General features: G+C 52.9%; 18 protein-coding genes and 1 pseudogene. 15 read left to right on the top strand and 4 right to left on the bottom strand.

Translation table 11 applies throughout. The annotated features are described in order from the left end of the window. Positions 1-41 precede the first annotated feature (41 nt). The 5 genes from yhaM to B4113_RS05170 all read left to right on the top strand — a co-directional run bounded on the left by yhaM (position 42) and on the right by B4113_RS05170 (position 3,289). On the top strand, positions 42-1,019 hold the full coding sequence (yhaM, locus tag B4113_RS05190) for a 3'-5' exoribonuclease YhaM (protein WP_033020176.1): 978 nt from the start codon (positions 42-44) through the stop codon (positions 1,017-1,019). Positions 1,020-1,042: 23 nt separating this feature from the next. Then, positions 1,043-1,168, top strand: coding sequence for a hypothetical protein (locus tag B4113_RS05185; protein ID WP_033020175.1), 126 nt, complete (start codon positions 1,043-1,045; stop codon positions 1,166-1,168). A 106-nt stretch (positions 1,169-1,274) separates the two neighbouring features. Then, a complete protein-coding gene (locus B4113_RS05180) occupies positions 1,275-1,460 on the top strand; it encodes a sporulation YhaL family protein (protein WP_033020174.1) in 186 nt (61 codons plus the stop codon). 127 nt (positions 1,461-1,587) lie between these two features. After that, a complete protein-coding gene (gene serC / locus B4113_RS05175) occupies positions 1,588-2,670 on the top strand; it encodes a 3-phosphoserine/phosphohydroxythreonine transaminase (RefSeq protein WP_033020185.1) in 1,083 nt (360 codons plus the stop codon). Between the two features lie 94 nt (positions 2,671-2,764). Further along, on the top strand, positions 2,765-3,289 hold the full coding sequence (locus B4113_RS05170; protein ID WP_033020173.1) for a tryptophan transporter: 525 nt from the start codon (positions 2,765-2,767) through the stop codon (positions 3,287-3,289). A gap of 505 nt (positions 3,290-3,794) precedes the next feature. Here the strand turns inward: B4113_RS05170 and B4113_RS05165 are convergent. Continuing rightward, positions 3,795-3,983, bottom strand: a complete 189-nt coding sequence (locus B4113_RS05165) for a hypothetical protein (RefSeq protein WP_033020183.1) — start codon at positions 3,981-3,983, stop codon at positions 3,795-3,797. Positions 3,984-4,137: 154 nt separating this feature from the next. On the opposite strand from B4113_RS05165, the gene B4113_RS05160 reads away from it, so the two are divergent. Beyond that, on the top strand, positions 4,138-4,743 hold the full coding sequence (locus B4113_RS05160) for an HTH-type transcriptional regulator Hpr (protein WP_172418675.1): 606 nt from the start codon (positions 4,138-4,140) through the stop codon (positions 4,741-4,743). Here the strand turns inward: B4113_RS05160 and B4113_RS05155 are convergent. Beyond that, positions 4,736-5,077, bottom strand: coding sequence for a YhaI family protein (locus tag B4113_RS05155; protein WP_033019625.1), 342 nt, complete (start codon positions 5,075-5,077; stop codon positions 4,736-4,738). The two genes, B4113_RS05160 and B4113_RS05155, sit on opposite strands and share 8 nt — an antisense overlap. A gap of 184 nt (positions 5,078-5,261) precedes the next feature. On the opposite strand from B4113_RS05155, the gene B4113_RS05150 reads away from it, so the two are divergent. Further along, the gene (locus B4113_RS05150; protein WP_033019628.1) at positions 5,262-5,447 is read left to right on the top strand and encodes a hypothetical protein; all 186 of its coding nucleotides are present in this window, start codon (positions 5,262-5,264) and stop codon (positions 5,445-5,447) included. Between the two features lie 78 nt (positions 5,448-5,525). On the opposite strand, the gene B4113_RS18555 is transcribed toward B4113_RS05150, so the two are convergent. Beyond that, positions 5,526-5,621 carry a YjcZ family sporulation protein gene (locus B4113_RS18555; protein WP_081897173.1) on the bottom strand — a complete coding sequence of 32 codons (96 nt, stop codon included), beginning with the start codon at positions 5,619-5,621 and terminating at the stop codon, positions 5,526-5,528. A 230-nt stretch (positions 5,622-5,851) separates the two neighbouring features. On the opposite strand from B4113_RS18555, the gene B4113_RS05145 reads away from it, so the two are divergent. After that, positions 5,852-6,694 (top strand): peptidylprolyl isomerase, encoded by an 843-nt coding sequence (locus tag B4113_RS05145; protein WP_033019740.1) that lies wholly within the window; start codon positions 5,852-5,854, stop codon positions 6,692-6,694. A 55-nt stretch (positions 6,695-6,749) separates the two neighbouring features. Here B4113_RS05145 and B4113_RS05140 read toward each other — a convergent pair whose 3' ends face one another. Then, positions 6,750-7,172, bottom strand: coding sequence for an HIT family protein (locus B4113_RS05140; protein WP_033019631.1), 423 nt, complete (start codon positions 7,170-7,172; stop codon positions 6,750-6,752). A gap of 458 nt (positions 7,173-7,630) precedes the next feature. On the opposite strand from B4113_RS05140, the gene B4113_RS05135 reads away from it, so the two are divergent. The 7 genes and pseudogenes from B4113_RS05135 (at position 7,631) to B4113_RS05100 (ending at position 14,735) form a co-directional block, all read left to right on the top strand. Then, positions 7,631-8,368, top strand: a complete 738-nt coding sequence (locus B4113_RS05135) for an ABC transporter ATP-binding protein (protein WP_033019632.1) — start codon at positions 7,631-7,633, stop codon at positions 8,366-8,368. Beyond that, on the top strand, positions 8,365-9,564 hold the full coding sequence (locus B4113_RS05130; protein WP_033019634.1) for an ABC transporter permease: 1,200 nt from the start codon (positions 8,365-8,367) through the stop codon (positions 9,562-9,564). Before B4113_RS05135 ends, B4113_RS05130 begins: the two co-directional genes overlap by 4 nt. A 100-nt stretch (positions 9,565-9,664) precedes the next feature. Continuing rightward, positions 9,665-9,913 (top strand): annotated as a pseudogene (locus tag B4113_RS05125) (hypothetical protein); the annotation flags it as partial. Positions 9,914-10,117: 204 nt separating this feature from the next. Beyond that, complete coding sequence (hemE, locus tag B4113_RS05120) at positions 10,118-11,155, top strand: uroporphyrinogen decarboxylase (RefSeq protein ID WP_033019742.1); 1,038 nt, start codon at positions 10,118-10,120, stop codon at positions 11,153-11,155. A gap of 15 nt (positions 11,156-11,170) precedes the next feature. Beyond that, positions 11,171-12,121, top strand: coding sequence for a ferrochelatase (hemH, locus tag B4113_RS05115; RefSeq protein ID WP_033019638.1), 951 nt, complete (start codon positions 11,171-11,173; stop codon positions 12,119-12,121). Further along, positions 12,114-13,556, top strand: a complete 1,443-nt coding sequence (gene hemY, locus B4113_RS05110) for a protoporphyrinogen oxidase (RefSeq protein WP_033019640.1) — start codon at positions 12,114-12,116, stop codon at positions 13,554-13,556. The genes hemH and hemY overlap by 8 nt, the downstream gene beginning before the upstream one ends. Positions 13,557-14,162: 606 nt before the next feature. Then, the gene (locus B4113_RS05100) at positions 14,163-14,735 is read left to right on the top strand and encodes a TetR/AcrR family transcriptional regulator (RefSeq protein WP_033019642.1); all 573 of its coding nucleotides are present in this window, start codon (positions 14,163-14,165) and stop codon (positions 14,733-14,735) included. Positions 14,736-14,768 lie beyond the last annotated feature (33 nt).

The following is a 14,768-nucleotide window of genomic DNA, read 5'->3' as shown; positions in this document are numbered from 1 at the left end:
TATACTAAAGGATACGTAAAGAGAAACGGAGGAGAACGAACGTGGCGAAAGGGATTATTCACTATGAAGTCGGGGAACAAGTCGACTTGTTTTTGCTCATTAAATCAGCGACAAAAGGAATTGCCAGCAACGGCAAGCCGTTTTTGACGCTGATGTTGCAAGACAAAAGCGGCGACATTGAAGCGAAACTTTGGGACGTGTCTCCCGATGATGAGGAGCGGTACGCGCCGGAATGCATTGTCAAAGTGGTCGGCGACATTCATAATTACCGCGGCAAACTGCAGCTTCGCATCCGCTCGATCCGCCCGGCTCATCCCGGCGATGCGGTGCGTGTTGACGATTTTTTAGAGACCGCCCCGCTTGCCCGCGAGGAAATGAAAGCGAAAGTAATGGAATACATATTTGCGATGGAAAATCCAAACATTCAGCGCATTACGCGTTATTTGCTGAAGAAATACGAAAAGCCGTTTTTTGAGTATCCGGCGGCGACCAAAAATCATCACGAATTCATCTCCGGACTCGCGTATCACGTTGTGTCGATGCTCGAGCTTGCGGCGGCGCTCGTCCGTCTGTATCCATCGCTGAATAAAGATTTGCTGTATGCGGGGGTAATTTTGCACGACCTTGGCAAAGTGATCGAGCTGTCCGGCCCGGTCTCGGCGGCGTATACGCTTGAAGGCAACTTGCTCGGCCATATTTCGATCATGGTCAGCGAAATCAGCAAGGCGGCCGAGCAGCTCGGCATCCAAGGCGAGGAAGTCGTCATTTTGCAGCACCTTGTCTTGGCCCACCATGGCAAAGCGGAGTGGGGCAGCCCGAAGCCGCCGCTCGTCAAAGAAGCGGAAGTTCTTCATTATATTGACAATTTGGACGCGAAAATGATGATGATCGATCGGGCGCTGGAAAAAGTGAAACCGGGCGAATTTACCGAGCGCATTTTCGCTCTTGACAACCGTTCGTTTTACAAGCCGGCGTTTTTGGCTGTTTCAACATCGGAAAAAGCGGGTAAAGAGAAGTAGCGACACGCAAAGGAGGGATGAGTTTGATCGAACCGATCATCGAAATCGTCCCCGTCACCCAATACGAGCAAGCGAAAGAAGAGCTGAAAGAGCTGCGACAGCAATGGAGGAAAGCAAAGCAGAAAAAGAAAAAGCGAACCGAAGCATAAGCGTTGTCCCAACCAAAGAGGCGGCATGTCCGCCTCTTTTTATGCATATGACCGCTCCTTCGTGCGTATAGTTTAGTGAGACAAGCATACGAAAAGGGGGATGGAGATGCTTAGCCTGCCATGGTGGATGTATATCGTGGTGGCCGGCATTCTGTTCAGCGGCTATATGACCGTCAAAACAGCGGCGCGCGAGCGGGAAATGGACGAAGCGTTCATTGAAAAAGAAGGGGAAGTTTATATGGAACGCATCCGCCAAGAGCGGGAGCGGCGGAAGCAGGCCAAGTCCTTGTGATCGACAAGGGCTTTCTTTTTTTATGATGTTGAAAGCGCTTTTTTCGAAAAATTCCCTTTCTTTTTTTTCGAATCGTGTTAGGATAATAATATCGATGGACTACCAGGAGGCAAAGTGGGGGATGACGATGAAACGCGCATACAATTTTAACGCCGGCCCGTCAGCGCTGCCGCTGCCGGTGCTTGAACGGGCTCAGCGGGAGCTGCTCAACTTCCAAGACACCGGCATGTCGGTGATGGAGTTAAGCCACCGAAGCAAGGAATATGAGGCGGTTCACCAAGCGGCAAGCGAACGGCTCAAGCGTCTTCTTGACGTTCCGGACGACTATGATGTGCTATTTTTGCAAGGCGGGGCGAGCCTGCAATTTTCGATGGTGCCGATGAATTTCCTCGCCGAAGGGCAAATCGGCTGCTACGTGTTAACGGGCGCGTGGTCGGAAAAAGCGCTGAAAGAGGCGCAAAAAATCGGGGCAACGACAGTCGTCGCCTCAAGCAAGGACGCCAACTATACGTACATTCCTTCATTGGATGAAGTCAAGTGGCCCAAACAGGCCGCCTATGTCCATATTACGTCCAACAACACGATTTTCGGCACGCAATGGCAGGAATTTCCTGATGTGCCCGTTGATTTGATCGCCGATATGTCGAGCGACATTTTGAGCCGGCCGTTTGATGTCAGCAAATTTGCCTTGATTTACGCCGGGGCGCAAAAAAATCTCGGCCCTTCCGGCGTGACGGTCGTCATTCTTCGTCGCGATCTGCTCGATCGCATTCCCGACGGGCTGCCGACGATGCTCGATTACCGCACGCACCAGAAGAGCCGCTCCCTTTACAACACGCCGCCGACGTTTGCGATTTATATGTTGTCGCTCGTGCTCGAATGGGTCGAAGAACAAGGCGGCGTCCCAGCGATGGAAGCGCGCAGCCGGCAAAAAGCGGCCGTGCTGTATGACGCCATTGACGAAAGCGGCGGCTTTTATCAACCGCATGCAGAAAAAGGAAGCCGCTCGCTCATGAACGTCACGTTTACGCTTCCGAGCGAAGAGTTGACGAACACGTTTCTCGCCGAAGCGAAGGAGCGCGGGTTTATCGGCCTTGGCGGACATCGGTCGGTCGGCGGCTGCCGGGCGTCGATTTACAACGCGGTGCCACTCGAGGCGTGCGAGGCGCTCGCCTCGTTTATGAACGACTTCCGCCGTCGTTTTGCCTGAAAATTTCTTCTTCACTTTTACACAGCAAAGTGATATAATGATAGAAACATTCTCAAGCAAGAAAATAGACGAGGAGAGATGAGGAGAGATGAGCATGAACGTAAGAACATTAGTATCGATGGCGCTGTTAGTTGGAATCGGGGCTGTCCTGCACGCGGTCATTCCCGGGCTGTTTGCCGGCATGAAGCCGGACATGATGCTGGCGATGATGTTTTTGGCGATTTTGTTGTTTCCAAGCGCCAAAGCCGTCGGCCTTGTCGGCGTCGCCACCGGCTTCATTTCCGCCATGACAACAACGTTCCCGGGCGGACAGCTTCCGAATATCATCGATAAAATCATCACCGCCTTTGTCGTTTTCGCCTTGGTGGCGGTGCTTCGGAACTATCGTCAAACGGTGATCGGGGCCGTCGTGCTCGCGGCGGTCGGCACCGTCATCTCCGGGACCGTGTTTTTGACGGCGGCGCTGTTGCTTGTCGGGTTGCCGGGAGGAACGGCGTTCTCGGCGCTGTTTGTCGCCGTTGTGCTGCCGACCGCGGCGTTGAATGCGGCGGCGATGGCCATCGTCTATCCGATCGCCGCGGCCATCTTCCGGCGGATGAACGTGACAGCGCACGTGTGAGCGGCAAAAAAACCCGATCATCGTTGGTCGGGTTTTTTGCTATATAAGTTGCAATAAAGAATTTCCGAGTTTTCGTTGTGGGTTTCATCTAAATACAAGCCAATATCAGAGTAATCAGTGGGATGTAAAACAAAATTTCAACTTATATATAAGTTGCGAGTTTGTTTTCCATGGCATTGTTCGCTCTTTTTGTCACCGCGTCAGCTTTAGAAGGCTGGTGAAAAATCGCTGTCACACACCCATCGGCGGCATTTTCATTCAGAAAAGATCCATGGGCGGCGCGATCTGTCCTCCACCTGGGGATGAAAGTCCGCGCCAGCGCGGCGTTTTCGTTCAGAAAAAGAAAGCGGATTCTGCGAGGTTTCTCTCATTGAGAAATGGGCGGAACTCAGCGGTATTTTGCACGAAATCACCGTCCTTCTAGGTGATCAAGACGCGACATGGAGATCGCAAATTCTTGATAACCTGCTGAACAAACGGCGATGGAAGACGGTGAGAACAAAGCTCAAACATGGCGAAGCAGCCAAGCCATGAGCAGACAAGCGCACGCTATTCCAATATAGCGCATCGCCTGCTCTTTCAACAGCGCTTTTGGCGGGTACGCCCGCGCTTTCCATAGCGAGACAAACGTGTTTATAAAGAGACAGAAAAATAAGAACCCCGTTGCGAAAAGTAGCCATTGTATATACGCCATTGCTTTCTCCTCCTGTGTGCGGAAAATGCCTCAAGCTTTACTACTATAAATATGCAAAAAAAGTCATAAAAATAAATATTTTTGTCTTTATTCCTTTTTGTTTTATTGATATAATAGGTAATAAAAATATGATGAGGGAAGAGTGGGTGGAACGATGAAAGGGACAGAACAGCATTATTCCGTCAAAGAGGCGATGCTATTCAGCCAACGGATCGCCCAGCTGAGCAAAGCGCTGTGGAAGTCGATTGAGAAAGATTGGCAACAATGGATTAAGCCGTTTGATTTGAACATCAACGAGCATCACATTTTGTGGATCGCTTATCATTTTAAGGGCGCTTCGATTTCCGAAATCGCCAAGTTTGGCGTGATGCACGTATCGACCGCGTTTAATTTTTCTAAAAAACTGGAAGAGAAGGGGCTGCTTTCGTTCTCGAAAAAACAGGATGACAAGCGCAACACCTACGTTGAGCTGACGGAAAAGGGGGAAGAAGTGCTGATGAGATTGATGGAGACGTATGATCCGAGCAGAAATGCCGTCTTTAACGGAGCGCTGCCGTTGCGAGAATTGTACGGGAAGTTTCCAGAAATTTTAGAAATGATGTGCATCGTCCGCCACATTTACGGCGATGACTTTATGGAAATTTTTGAGCGGACGTTCGAAAACATTAAAGAAGATTTTGAGGAGCAGGACGGCAGGCTCGTCAAACGTAAGGCAAAGGCAGAAGAGCGCGAGAAGGAGCTGGCCGGCCAAGCTAACTGACGGCGCGAATGAGCGCTTTCAGCTCCGTCATTAGCGGCACAAACAGTTGCTGGGTCAGCAGAGCGTCAACCGTTTGTTCGAGCGGGAGGTTGGGAGGCAGCATCCCGGCGAACTGGACGAGCAAGGGAGTGAAGATCGTTAATCCTTCCGCTTTCTGCTGTTCGTATTGGTCGGCGAGCTCTTGGCAAAAGGCCAAGAACGCGTCGACCTCTTCTTTCGTTAAGTCGGCGCGGATGACCAAGGCGTAAAACGGTTTTTTCGCTTCGTCGACCATTTCCATCAACAGTGACTGGTGAAACTCCAGCTTGGCCACTCGCTTTTCCAACGATTCCATACATCGCGCTCCTTTGACAGACATCAACGTACGCTTGTTTATCTTTATTTTACCGGATTTGCGCGCACGGACCAACCAAAAAATCCGTCTGCCCGCGAAGCAGAAAACGATTGATTTCGGGCGACGAACGATGTAAAGTTAAAGCCATGGGCGGCGTTTGGCGAAAAAGAAAGGGGGACTCGCTTTGACGCTTGATTATTATTTTCTCCCTCTTGCAGTCATCGTTTTGTTTTTCGTGAACCGGTTCACCTATTTGCTGTGCGCGCAGCGCGACATTCCCGAGGAGCAGCAGCCGGCCGTGTTTCGGACGATCAATGTGCTGACCACCATGTTATTGATTTCCTCATATTTGGAAGTGTTGTTTACATAACCAAACGGCTGTTTCTGCGACTGACAGGGGGAACGCGCTAAAAGAGGGTGCCCGAGCGGGGGAGCACCCTCTTTTGGCTTAGTAGATGACGCAGGCGCAGCCGACGATAATGAGCAAAATAAACAGCACAACAATTAACGCAAAGCCTCCAGCATAAGGTGCAGGTGCGCTCATCGTAACACCTCCTTTCGGCAGGGGGGAGCCCGCCGCGGCGCTTCACCCTCATCATATGTATGGCAAACGGGCATGTTATGGGCGGATGACGGAGCCGGAAAGAGGTTTTTTTTTCTTTGGAAATATGGTATAGTAATTGTCGTGGCTAAAGCGAACAAGCCGTTTCGCCCGCTGCGGGCTCGAACAGCAAAGGCGAAAGGCGGAAAAATGAAATGGGAGTTGTGAAGCGGATGAAAAAGTGGATGATGACGGCCGCCGTCGTTTCGGTCATGGCTTTATCGGCCTGCAATAACGGCGATTCTGAGGTGGTCGTGGAGACGAAAAACGGCAATATTACAAAAGACGAATTTTACAATGAAATGAAAGAACGCGTTGGAAAATCCGTCCTCCGCGATTTAATCGACGAAAAAGTATTGAGCAAAAAATACAAAGTAACCGATGAGGAAATTGATCGGGAAATCGAGCGGATTAAAGACGCTTATGGCACACAGTACGATCTAGCCGTGCAGCAAAACGGCGAAAAAGTGATCCGTGAGATGGTCAAACTTGACTTGCTGCGGGCCAAAGCGGCTGTGGCAGATGTAAAAGTGACGGAGAAAGAGTTGAAGGACTATTACAACAACTATAAGCCGAAAATCCGCGCCAGCCATATTTTAGTGAAAGATGAAAAAACGGCGAAAGAAGTGAAAGCCAAACTAGACAAAGGCGAAGATTTTGCCAAACTGGCGAAAGAATACTCGCAAGACCCGGGATCAGCGTCGAACGGCGGCGATTTAGGTTGGTTTGGCCCGGGGAAAATGATGAAAGAATTTGAGGAAGCGGCCTACAAGCTTGATGTCGGCGAAGTGAGCGACCCGGTCAAAACGGATTACGGCTATCACATCATTAAAGTGACGGATAAAGAGAAGAAAAAATCATTTGCCGAGATGAAAGATGAAATCGCCTTTGAAGTGAAGCGAAGCAAGCTCGATCCGTCGACGATGCAGTCAAAGGTCGATGAGTTGGTAAAAAAAGCTGATGTCGAGATTAAAGATAAAGACTTGCAAAACGTAATCGAACAAGGGAGAAAATAAAAACGGAAGCCGCGTGTTGCTTCCGTTTTTTTGTGCGCCACAGCCGGCAGAAAAATCAGCCGAGCTGCTCGCGAATGGCGGCGGCGATCGTCTGCAAATCGGCTGGGGTGTAATCGCTCGCGTGCGATTTCCAAACCGCCCCAAATCCGTCGCCTTTGCCGTAGCGCGGAATGAGATGGAGATGGTAATGAAACACCGTCTGGCCCGCTTGCTCGCCGTTATTGTTCAACACGTTGAGCCCGACGGGGGAAAATGCGTGCTTGAGCGCGTTAGCGATCGCCGGCACGACGCTGAACAAACGGCCAGCGACGTCCGAAGTGAGCGTAAATACGTTTTCCGTATGTACTTTCGGAATAACCAGCGTATGCCCTTTCGTCACTTGGCTGATGTCCAAAAAGGCGAGCACGTGTTCATCTTCATACACTTTCGCCGCCGGCAGCTCGCCGTTCACAATGCGGCAAAAAATGCAATTATCCACTGGAATGGCCCCCTTTCCTTTTCCCTCATTGTACCATAAAAAAACCGGGATGTAATCCCGTGAAAACGGCTACATCCCGGCGGTGAAAAGGGGAGAGGGAAATCGGTCCGATGTGCGTTTGATGAACACCCCATTTGCGGCGAAACTCGTGTCAGCGTGAGCGTTTTCCTTTGTTCAACGTGACCATCCCCTTTGAGAGGGTCGCTGCCATTTGCATTTGGCAACAGGTAGTCATGGCTGCAAAACGGTCACCATCGTTTTCGGCTCACTGCGGTGTCTTTGACGAACACCCCATTTCTTATGGATCGGTTCATCTACGTTTGGCTTCGCCTCATCCCCTCTTCGTTTTTTATCATGTCTGAAAGCTGGGGATGTATGCGGGGGTTTTTTTGGTAAACAAGGCGGTTGTTTGGTACAATGGGGACAAAAGCCATGATCACAGCAGAAAGGGAGAGACGATGACGCTTTTGCACGTGGAGCATTTATACGGAGGCTATACAGCGCAAAACGTATTGGAAGACGTGACGTTTGCCGTCAAGCCCGGCGAAATGGTGGCCTTAATCGGGCTGAACGGGGCCGGCAAAAGCACGACGATCAAACATGTGATCGGTTTGCTCGATCCGCGCCGCGGCGCTATTTCCATCAACGGTTATACGCTCGAAACCGAACCGGAAGCGTATCGAAAACAGTTTGCGTTTATTCCGGAAACCCCCGTGCTGTATGAAGAGTTGACGCTTGAAGAGCATTTGCGTCTCGCGGCGATGGCGTACGGGCTAAGCGAGGACGAGTATGAGCGCCGCCTTCCGCCCTTGCTTCGCGAGTTCCGGCTCGAGCGCCGGCTTTCCTCGTTCCCGGCGCACTTTTCCAAAGGAATGAAGCAAAAAGTGATGATCGTTTGCGCGTTTTTGCTTGAGCCGCCGCTGTACATTATCGACGAGCCGTTTCTCGGCCTCGACCCGCTTGCCATTTATGCGCTGCTTGAACGGATGAAGCGGGAAAAGGCGAAGGGAGCGGGCATTTTGTTGTCGACACACATTTTGGCGACCGCCGAGCGATATTGTGATTCGTTTGTGATTTTGCATCAAGGCCGCGTGCGGGCGAAAGGGACGCTTGACGACATCCGCCGCCAATGCGGACGGAATGAGGCGACGCTCGATGACCTGTATCTCGAATTGACAAAGGATGATGAATCATGATGGATGCCGGCCGGCTTTGGCGGCAGCGGTTGTGGGCTGATTGGCAAAAAAAGGGTCGCTATTGGCGGTACATGTTGAACAGCCATTTGCTCGTCGGCTTGCTGATCGTTTTGGCGGGCTTGGCCGTGGGGTATGAGCGTTGGGCGGCGGGACTTCCGCGCTCGTTTCCGTATCCGCTCATCGCCGCCGTGGTGTTTGGATGGGCGGCTTCGTCTGGAACGGTGCGCACGCTGTTTTGCGAGGCCGATCTTGTGTTTTTGCTTCCAGCGGAACGGCAGCTGCGCCCGTATATTCAACGGGCGTTTTGGTTTTCTTTAGTCTGGCACGTTTACGGCCTCTGTCTGCTGTTGTTGCTGGCTGGACCTCTTCATGCCCGTTTTTCGCCGCTGCCTTGGCCGCTGTTTTTGCTCATCCTCACGGGGCTGAAACTATGGAATTTGTGGGCTGCCTGGAGAGGAAGTCGAATCGCTGATCCGTCTTTTGGGCGCTGGAGTGCGTTTGTCCGCTTCAGCTTGGCGGCGGTTGCGATCGGTCTTGTGCTGGCGTCAGCGCCGTGGCCATTTTTGGTGGCGGTCGCTTTGTGTATCGCCGGCGTTTCTGTCTACGTCTGGCGGCTGACGAAGGGAAAAGGGTGGAAGTGGGAGCGGCTTATTCGTGATGAACAGCGGGCGAAAAACAAATTTTACCGCTTGGCCAGTATGTTTGTCGATGTTCCCGGATGGCAGGAGGAAGCGAAGCGGCGGCGCTGGCTTGATCCGGCGCTTCGCCTCATTCCGTACGGGAGGGCGCACGTCTTTTTTCACTTATACGTGCGCACGTTCTTCCGCGCTGGTGGATATGCCGGTTTGTATATCCGTCTAACCGCGATCGGCGGCGTCCTTCTTGCGTTCATTGGAAACGAATACGCCCAAGCGGCCATCGTGTATTTGTTTCTTTATGCGACCGCGCTGCAATTGGCGGCGCTGTTTTATCGTCATCGCCATTCGCTATGGCCGCGGCTTTATCCCGTCCCATCGACCCAGCCGGCCGCGGCGGCGGTTCGGTTGTTGTTCGTTTTGTTGTTTGGACAAAACACCGTGTTTCACCTTGTGCTCGCCGCCGTTTCGCCGCGCGGGCTTTGGGTGGCGACTTGGCTTGTAGGAACCATCATCGCGTTGTGGACGGCGAGGCGGCACGCGGCTCCCAAGCGGGCTTGACGCCACCGGCTGGCGTTTTTGGCGCTGGCGTCGGCTATTGTGGCGATGAGTAAAGTGCTGGCCGTGACCGGCATCAACGATGTGATGGTGTCGCCGTTTGTCCGGCATCTCGCTCGCCGGCTCGATCGCGCACTTGTTTTCGGTGGCGATTGGCGGCGGAGCGGCGACATTAACCGCGCTCGGCCAAGTCGCGGCCATTTGGGTTGGCGGTGGTACGCTCGTTCCGTGGGCGCTCATTCCGGCTGCCGCGATTTGCGGCGTTGATCCGTTTGAGCTGGCGCGCCGCAACTTGCCGCCGGTTGCTATCGGTTTGGCGATCACGACCGTTGTCGCCATGGTTCTCATCTAATGAAAAACGCTGTCCCGTGCTGTCGGAACAGCGTTTTGCTATAATAGGCACAGGTTGAAAAATCGGTCGATTTTTTGACAGTTCGTTTCCTTCTCTATACATTGGACATCGAAAGCGGTATAGTGAAAAAGAGATACGCAATGCGAATGAGCAAAAACGATAAGGAACGGCTGATTGGACTGGGTGAAAGAAAGGCGGATGAAGATGACGAGACGAATGAACGATACATTTTTGCGCGCCTGCCGCGGCGAAAAAACGGCCTATGTGCCGGTTTGGTATATGCGGCAAGCTGGACGATCGCAACCGGAATACCGGGCGCTGAAAGAAAAGTACTCCTTGTTTGAGATTACGCACCAGCCGGAGCTTTGCGCTTATGTCACTAGGCTGCCGGTGGAGCAATACGGCGTCGATGCCGCTATTTTATATAAAGATATTATGACACCGCTGCCGGCCATCGGTGTGGACGTGGAAATTCGCGGCGGCGTTGGTCCCGTCATTTCCAACCCGATCCGCTCGCTTCATGATGTGGAGCGGCTTGGAGAGATCGACCCGGAGCGCGATGTGCCATACGTCTTAGAAACGATTCGACTGCTTGTCAACGAACAGCTCGATGTGCCGCTGATCGGCTTTGCCGGCGCGCCGTTTACGCTCGCCAGCTACATGATTGAAGGCGGCCCGTCGAAAAACTACCATAAAACGAAGGCGTTTATGTACGCTGAACCAAACGCGTGGTTTGCCTTGATGGACAAGCTTGCGGCGATGACGATCCGCTATGTGAAAGCGCAAATTCGAGCCGGGGCGAGCGCCGTGCAAATTTTCGACTCTTGGGTCGGGGCGGTCAATGCGGATGACTACCGCACGTTCATCAAACCGGCGATGGCGCGCATTTTTGCCGCTTTGCGCGAAGAAGGGGTGCCGCTCATCATGTTTGGCGTCGGCGCCAGCCATTTGGTGCGCGAGTGGAATGATTTGCCATTGGATGTCATCGGTCTTGACTGGCGGCTGTCGATTCGCGACGCGCGTCGTCAAGGGGTGACGAAAACGATTCAAGGCAATTTGGATCCGGCCGTGCTGCTCGCGCCGTGGGATGTGATTGAAGAGCGGGTGAAGCGCATTTTGGACGAAGGAATGGAGCGGCCAGGCTATGTCTTCAACTTAGGACACGGCATTTTTCCAGATGTTGAGCCGGCGACATTGAAGCGGCTGACCGCTTTTATCCATGACTATACTTCACGGAACTAAAAGAGGTGCAATACGATGGCAAACAAAACGATTGGGCTGTTGGTGATGGCGTACGGCACGCCGTATCAAGAAAGCGATATCGAACGGTATTATACGCACATTCGCCATGGGCGCAAGCCGCCTCAGGAACAGATCGATGATTTAAAAGCGCGCTATCGGGCGATCGGCGGGCTGTCGCCGCTCGCTGCCATTACAGAGGCGCAAGCGAAACGGCTGGAAGAGCGGCTGAACGAGGTGCAGGATGATGTCGAGTTTCGCGTGTATTTGGGTCTCAAACATATTGAACCGTTCATCGAGGATGCCGTCAGGCGCATGCATGAGGACGGCATCAGCGAAGCGGTTGGCATCGTCTTAGCCCCGCATTATTCAACCTTTAGCGTTCGCTCGTACAACGAGCGGGCGAAACAAACAGCCGAGCAGCTGGGCGGGCCGACGATTTATACGATTGATCAATGGTATGACGAACCGAAGTTTTTGCGATATTGGGCCGAGCAAGTGGAGGCGATTTTTGCGGCCATGCCGGAGCATGAGCGCGAGCGGGCCGTACTGATCGTATCCGCCCATAGCTTGCCGGAAAAAATCATTCAAGCCGGCGATCCGTATCCTGCGCAGCTTGAAGACACGGCCAAACGCATCGCCGAGCAAGCCGGGGTCGCCCATTACGCCGTCGGCTGGCAAAGCGCTGGACAAACGCCGGAACCTTGGCTCGGTCCGGATGTGCAGGATTTGACGCGCGAGCTTCATCAAACTTACGGTTATACTTCATTCGTCTATGCGCCGGTCGGCTTTGTTTCTGATCATTTGGAAGTATTGTACGATAATGACATTGAATGTAAACAGGTGACCGAGGAAATCGGGGCCCGCTATTATCGTCCAAAAATGCCGAATACCGATCCGCTATTTATCGACGCGTTGGCGACGGTCGTGCTCAATCGGCTGGCCAAAGAAGGCGATCGCGATGAGTGATGGACAACGGACGGTGGTCATTGTCGGCGGCGGCATTACCGGCCTAGCCGCCGCCTACTACTTGCAAAAAGCGATCAAAAACCAACGTCTCCCGCTGACGTGCAAGCTCGTCGAAGCGACGCACCGGCTCGGCGGAAAAGTGCAGACGGTCATTCGCGATGGCTTTGTCATCGAGCGCGGGCCGGATTCGTTTTTGGCGCGGAAAACGAGCGCGTTCCGCTTAGTGCAAGAGGTCGGGCTTGAGCGCGAGATCGTTCACAATGCGACGGGAACGTCGTATATTTTGGTCAATGACAAACTGTATCCGATCCCAGGTGGGGCGGTGATGGGCATTCCGACGCGCCTCGCCCCGTTTTTGACGACCGGCTTGTTTTCTCCGTTCGGCAAGCTGCGAGCCGCGCTTGATTTCGTGCTGCCGCCGGTGAAAACCGAGGGCGATATGCCGCTCGGCCGCTTTTTCCGCCGCCGTTTAGGCGACGAAGTGGTCGACCATTTGATCGAGCCGCTGTTATCGGGGATTTATGCCGGCGACATCGACAACATGAGCTTAATGGCGACATTCCCGCAATTTTTCCAACTTGAACAAAAATACGGGAGCCTCGTTCGCGGAGCGAGACGGACGACGCCGAAGGAGCAGAGAGAGCGAAAAGGGGCGTTTCAGACGTTAAAAACAGGCTTGCAATCGCTCGTTGAAGAAGTGGAAAAACGGCTCGAGCCGGGCAGTGTCATCAAAGGGGTGCGCGTTGAGCGGATCACCCGCCTCGGCTCGACGTACCGGCTGCGGTTGAGCACGGGTGAAACGTGGGAGGCGGGCAGCGTCATCATCACTACCCCGCATCACACGGTGCCGGATCTGTTCGCCGACTACCCGTTTTTTGCCCCGTTCCGGTCAGTGCCGCTCACATCGGTGGCAACGGTCGCGCTCGCCTTTCCGGAAAAAGCGATTCGTCGGGACATTGACGGCACCGGGTTTGTCGTTTCGCGCCGCAGCGATTACACGCTGACCGCATGCACGTGGACGCATAAAAAATGGCCGCATACCGCGCCCCCCGGCCAAGCGCTTTTGCGCGGCTATGTCGGACGGCCGGGCGACGAAGAGATCGTCGATCAGCCCGATGATGAAATCGTTCGCGTTGTGCTCGATGATTTAAACAAAGTGATGAACATCGACGGCCCGCCGCAGTTTGCCGTCATTTCGCGGTGGAAGCGGGCGATGCCGCAGTATACGGTCGGTCATCGCGAGCGGTTGGCGGACATTAAAGTGCAGATGGCCGCCGCGCTGCCGGGGGTGTTTTTAGCAGGCAGTTCCTATGAGGGGCTCGGGCTGCCCGATTGCATTGACCAAGCGGAGAAGGCCGTCCGCGATGTGCTTGAGTATTGGGAAAAACAGCAGTCCGTTCAAATGATGGAAGCGGGGAGCAAACGCGCTGAGTAATCGAGGACCGGGGCCGAACGGTTTAGGGAGGGGCGCTGTTTTCTCACTTTGAACCGAGAAGCCTTCGCCCTCTAGACCCCGGAGAGAAGGAGCGTTCAGCGGTGTGCAGGCGAGAGGGGACGATCTTCTTGCAGCCGATGAAGCCGCGCCGTTCGGCGGCTTCTTCGCAGCGGGAACGGGGCTGATCGAAAAGGCGCTCTTGAAGATCAACTCGCATGACGGAAAAAATTCATCACATTTTGGAAGGATGAAAATCCCTCGATCCATTTTCCTATTTAGGTATTTTCACGATCGTCACAATATATAGTGCGGCCGAGAAACGTTTGCTGCTTATATAGCATATAGTGTGTCCGAGAAGCGCTTGGTGCTTATATAGCGATGAGAGAGGGGCTGACTCAAAAGGTTGTCTGCTTTCAAGATCGGCACAACCGATCGTGCGGCAGAAGCAGTCAGCACTTATATAGAGCAGCGAAAGAGGGTGTCTCGATCCTTTCGGGACACCCTCGTTGTCTATCCGTTCCCCCTTTACAGGAAACGCTGGCTATGATAAGATAAGGATACGAATTGACCAAAATGTTCATTTAGTCATATTGAAGGATGAGGCTCATGGCAAGCGACCGGAAACGACAAATCATTTCTGCAGCGGCCCAATCATTTTCCGCTTTTGGCTATAAAGCGACGACGATGGAACAAATCGCTAGGCTCGCCAACGTCGGCAAAGGAACGATTTATACGTTTTTTAAAAGCAAAGAGGAGCTTCTTGATGAAATTATTTCTTCCTTGATCGCTCAAATTAAAACCGAAGCCGAGCAGGCGATGGATCCATCGTTGCCGTTTTCCGAAAATGTTCCCCGCGCCTTGTATCGCATTCTGAAATTTCGCCAACGCCATCAGCTGACCGCCAAGCTGCTTCAAGAAGTGCGCAGCATCGGCACGGCGGCGGTGCAGGAAGTATTGGCAAAGTTTGATCGCGAGATGGTCCGATTCATTCGATGTAAAATCGAGGCGGCGGTGGAAAAAGGCGAAATCCGCCCTTGTGATTCGGAAATTACGGCGTTTGTGATGCTGAAAACTTACATCGCCCTGATCGTCGATTGGGAAAAGGAGCATGAGCCGCTGAGCAAAGAACAAATTGCCGAATTGTTCACGCTGTATTTTTTGCAAGGATTATCAAAATAGATGATCCATTCTTTATTTCTCGTGTTTGACTAA

The sequence above is a fragment of the Geobacillus sp. B4113_201601 genome (assembly GCF_001587475.1).
Taxonomy (GTDB): Bacteria; Bacillota; Bacilli; order Bacillales; family Anoxybacillaceae; genus Geobacillus; species Geobacillus icigianus.
The sequence above is the reverse complement of the archived record's forward strand: the minus strand, read 5'-3'. Positions and strand labels throughout refer to the sequence as shown.

Excerpts from the sequence above, each read along its gene's own strand:
- B4113_RS05180 (WP_033020174.1), top strand. The coding sequence starts at position 1,275 with ATGCTTAGCCTGCCATGGTGGATGTATATCGTGGTGGCCGGCATTCTG.
- serC (WP_033020185.1), top strand. The coding sequence starts at position 1,588 with ATGAAACGCGCATACAATTTTAACGCCGGCCCGTCAGCGCTGCCGCTG.
- B4113_RS05170 (WP_033020173.1), top strand. The coding sequence starts at position 2,765 with ATGAACGTAAGAACATTAGTATCGATGGCGCTGTTAGTTGGAATCGGG.
- B4113_RS05165 (WP_033020183.1), bottom strand. The coding sequence starts at position 3,983 with ATGGCGTATATACAATGGCTACTTTTCGCAACGGGGTTCTTATTTTTC.
- B4113_RS05160 (WP_172418675.1), top strand. The coding sequence starts at position 4,138 with ATGAAAGGGACAGAACAGCATTATTCCGTCAAAGAGGCGATGCTATTC.
- B4113_RS05155 (WP_033019625.1), bottom strand. The coding sequence starts at position 5,077 with ATGGAATCGTTGGAAAAGCGAGTGGCCAAGCTGGAGTTTCACCAGTCA.
- B4113_RS18555 (WP_081897173.1), bottom strand. The coding sequence starts at position 5,621 with ATGAGCGCACCTGCACCTTATGCTGGAGGCTTTGCGTTAATTGTTGTG.
- B4113_RS05145 (WP_033019740.1), top strand. The coding sequence starts at position 5,852 with ATGAAAAAGTGGATGATGACGGCCGCCGTCGTTTCGGTCATGGCTTTA.
- B4113_RS05135 (WP_033019632.1), top strand. The coding sequence starts at position 7,631 with ATGACGCTTTTGCACGTGGAGCATTTATACGGAGGCTATACAGCGCAA.
- B4113_RS05130 (WP_033019634.1), top strand. The coding sequence starts at position 8,365 with ATGATGGATGCCGGCCGGCTTTGGCGGCAGCGGTTGTGGGCTGATTGG.
- hemE (WP_033019742.1), top strand. The coding sequence starts at position 10,118 with ATGACGAGACGAATGAACGATACATTTTTGCGCGCCTGCCGCGGCGAA.
- hemH (WP_033019638.1), top strand. The coding sequence starts at position 11,171 with ATGGCAAACAAAACGATTGGGCTGTTGGTGATGGCGTACGGCACGCCG.
- hemY (WP_033019640.1), top strand. The coding sequence starts at position 12,114 with ATGAGTGATGGACAACGGACGGTGGTCATTGTCGGCGGCGGCATTACC.
- B4113_RS05100 (WP_033019642.1), top strand. The coding sequence starts at position 14,163 with ATGGCAAGCGACCGGAAACGACAAATCATTTCTGCAGCGGCCCAATCA.